Source organism: Steroidobacter sp. (assembly GCF_016790065.1).
GTDB lineage: Bacteria > Pseudomonadota > Gammaproteobacteria > Steroidobacterales > Steroidobacteraceae > Steroidobacter.
Map to the genome: position 1 here is coordinate 1 of NZ_JAEUPY010000055.1, position 2,298 is coordinate 2,298.

Below are 2,298 nucleotides of genomic sequence, written 5' to 3' on the forward strand. Positions count from 1 at the left end.
GGCGAGGACCGGCAGCCAGTTGCTTAGAAATCTCTGTAAAGGCGTGTGGCTGGGCGCGCGTATCAGCAGCTGAGCGCGGAAACGCCCGGCGCGTCGTTCCATCGGTGCGGGCGCGGGTCCGAGCAGCTCCACGCCGCGAACTGGGAAGTCGACGGCGAGATCGTGCGCGTCTTGCAGGAATTTCAGCGGCTCGTCCTGCGTGGTCGCCTCCGCGCGCAGGAGCGCGATTCGGGAGAACGGCGGCCAGTGACTTTGTTCACGTTCTGTCAACGCGCCGTCGGCGAAGGCCGCATAGCCGCCAGTGAGTAGCAGCGTCAGCAGCGGGTGCTCGGGATATTCCGTCTGAATCAACACTTCGCCGGGGCGCTCGGCGCGGCCTGCGCGGCCGGCCACCTGCACGATGGTCTGCGCCAGGCGCTCGGAGGCGCGGAAGTCGGTGCTGAACAGGCCTTGGTCGGCGTTCAGCACCACCACCAGGGTCACTTTGGGAAAGTCGTGGCCCTTGGTCAGCATTTGCGTGCCGACCAGGAGACGAATCTCACCTCGGTTGACGCGCTCGAGCGTGGCTTCTAGCTCGCCTTTACGACGCATGCTGTCGCGGTCGATGCGCGCCAAGGGAGCGTTCATAAACAACTGCTGAAGCGCTTCTTCAATCCGTTCCGTGCCTTGGCCCACGGGCTTTACGTCGGCGAAACAGGTCGGACATTCCTTCGGCAGCGGTTCTTGTGAACCGCAGTGATGACAGATCAGATCTCGGTTGCGTCCGTGGACGGTCAGGTGCGCGTCGCACCGGTGGCAATGCGCCGACCACCCGCAGTTCGGGCAAAACAATACCGGCGCGTAGCCGCGGCGATTGATGAACACCATCACTTGTCCGTCAGCGTCGAGATGACGGCGAATGGCCATCACGGTCGGCGTGGCGATGCCCTGAGTCGCGCCGTGTTTTCTTAAATCGACCAGCGCTAGTTTTGGCGGTCGCGCGCTACCGGCGCGCTCGGGCAGGCGAGACAGCGTTTCTGGTTGTTTTCGAGCGCGTGCCAATGTTTCCAGTGACGGCGTGGCCGAGCCGAGCACGATGGGAATGCCCAAGCGTTGCGCGCGTACCAGCGCCAGGTCCCGCGCGGAGTAACGAAAGCCGTCCTGCTGCTTGAAGGAAGGGTCGTGCTCCTCGTCGATGATGATCAGGCCGGGCTGGAGCAGCGGACTGAAGATGGCGGAGCGAGTACCGATCACGATGCGGGCGGTGCCTTCGCGCGCGTCTCGCCACGCGGCCAAGCGCTCTGTGTCGTTCAATCCCGAATGCAGAATGGCGAGAGGTGCATCGAAGCGCCCACGAAAGCGCGAGATCAGCTGCGGTGTCAGCGCGATCTCGGGCACGAGGACGAGTACTTGCTGGCCGCGCGCGAGAACGGCTTCGATGGTGTGCAGATACACCTCGGTTTTGCCGCTGCCGGTCACACCGTAGAGCAAATGCGAGGCAAAGGTGCCGAGCGTGTTTCGAATTCGTTCGACTGCCGCGGCCTGATCTTCATTGAGCGGCGGGCCCGCGCGCACGATGGACACCGGCGGCGGAGTTTCGGGCGCTACGCGAGCGAATTCCTCGACGTAGCCACGCTCATGCAGGTTGCGTAGTGCCGAGAGCGGACTTTCGGTTGCGCTGAGAACTTCGGACGCGGACGCATGCTCGCGACTGGCTAAGTGCTCCACGATGGCTCGGAGGCGCACGGAGCGTGCTGGCAGTTTCGTGAGTCCTTCTTCGCGGCCGGTTGCCGTGAGTCGCCACAGCATCGTTTCCTCTCGCACCGGCGCGCCGCTTCTCAACAGCACGGGTAGCGCGGAGGTCAGTACCTCTCCCACCGGATGGCGGTAGTACTCGGCAGCCCAAGTCAGCAGCGCGAGCAACTCGGTGCTGAAGGTTGGCTCAGAGTCGATGGCTTCGAATGCGGCGCGCAGCTTGTCCGAGGGGACTTCGGTGTCCTCGCGGCCTTCAACGACGACGCCAACGACGCGCCGACGGCCAAACGGCACCCACACGCGATACCCCGCGCCGACCGCTGCGCCGTTCTCAGGCGCGCGTTAGACGAACACTTGCCGAAGCGGAGTGTCGATCGCGACCGCCAGGAACGGCGTGCGCACGACCGTTGAGTCTCCCTGAATCATCAACAAAACCTGTGGACAACTCTGTGCATTGTCTGGGGTGAACCGGCTCAAGTGCCCATTACACGGGGCTGTTTAGCGATTGATCATTTTTTCGACGCAGTTCACAGCGGCGTGCGTCAACCGCGCGCGGCGACCTGC

Annotated in this window: 1 pseudogene; it reads right to left on the bottom strand. The window is 63.8% G+C overall.

Annotated elements, in window-relative coordinates:
- Window positions 1-2,052, bottom strand: a pseudogene (locus JNL55_RS02020) (primosomal protein N'); the annotation flags it as partial.
- Window positions 2,053-2,298: the final 246 nt, after the last annotated feature.